This window comes from Chitinophaga sp. CCNWYY40, assembly GCF_037483205.1.
GTDB classification, from domain to species: domain Bacteria; phylum Bacteroidota; class Bacteroidia; order Chitinophagales; family Chitinophagaceae; genus Chitinophaga; species Chitinophaga ginsengisegetis.
Window position 1 is genome coordinate 1 of the sequence record NZ_JBBHLF010000023.1, and the last position, 1185, is coordinate 1185.

The window sequence follows — 1185 nt, forward strand, 5'->3', positions numbered from 1 at the left end:
AACTACTGCTGCTGCTATTCCAGGCAGCCCTTTGAGTGCATGCTCCACTTCTCCGGGTTCAATACGGTAGCCACGCACTTTCACCTGGTCATCTATACGACCCAGGTATTCAATGTTGCCGTCTGAAAGCCAGCGACCCAGGTCGCCGGTGCGGTATAAACGTTCCTTCAGCACGGCATGGTCAATAAACTTTTCTGCTGTCAGATCCGGGCGATGGTGGTAGCCCCGCGCCAGCTGGATACCTCCGATATGGATTTCCCCGGCTATACCAACCGGTACCTGCTGACTGTATTGATCCAATATATGCAGATGCGTATTAGCAATAGGTTTACCTATAGCTACTTTATCGCTTTCCGGATTTGTATCATAATAACTTACTTCTATCGATGCTTCTGTAGGCCCGTACAGGTTACTTAACGGCACTGCCGTGCGCTTATACCATGCCTTTACGGTGGCTGCAGACAGGGCTTCCCCGCTCGCAAAAACATGTTGCAGACTATCCAGCGAGGCAATATCCACCTCTTCTATAAAACGCGACAGCATCACCGGTACAAAGTGGGCCCGGCTTACTTTGTGCCGGCGGATTAAGTCCGACAGCTGTGCCGGTGAATAAACCGTTTCATCACTGCTCAGTATCATCCTGCAACCAAAGCACAACGGTATAAACAGTTCCCATACCGATACATCAAATGTAAACGTCGTTTTCTGTAAGACTACATCCGCAGTGGTAAATCCGTAATGATCCCACATCCAGCGCAACCGGTTGATCAGCCCTTTGTGTTCCAGCATACAACCTTTGGGAACGCCGCTGGAACCCGAAGTATATAACACATAGGCCAGTTGATCCTCCCCCACTTCGTGGTAGCAATCCGGTGGATATATTCCTTCACGGAATGTTTCCAGCAGCGCATCATCGATGCAGGCTTTGTAACCGCTGTCTTCCGCAATATAACGTTGCCGTTCTTCCGGGTACAAAGGGTCTACCGGCACATACGCGCAACCCGCCTTTAATACCGCCAGTAAAGAGATGATCAGCCATTCACTTCTGTGTAATTTTATGCCGATGAGATCTTCAGGAGCCAGCGTGTAATGTGTATGCAGATATGAAGCCAGGCGACCGGATATTTCATCCAGCTCCCGGTAAGTAAAGTGGCTGTCTTTAAACACCAGCGCTGTTGCCTCCGG

General features: G+C 50.0%; 1 protein-coding gene. It reads right to left on the minus strand.

Annotated features, from left to right (window positions below):
• On the minus strand, nt 1-1185 hold a 1185-nt coding region (locus tag V7S65_RS32195), incomplete at both ends, for an amino acid adenylation domain-containing protein (RefSeq protein ID WP_339547045.1).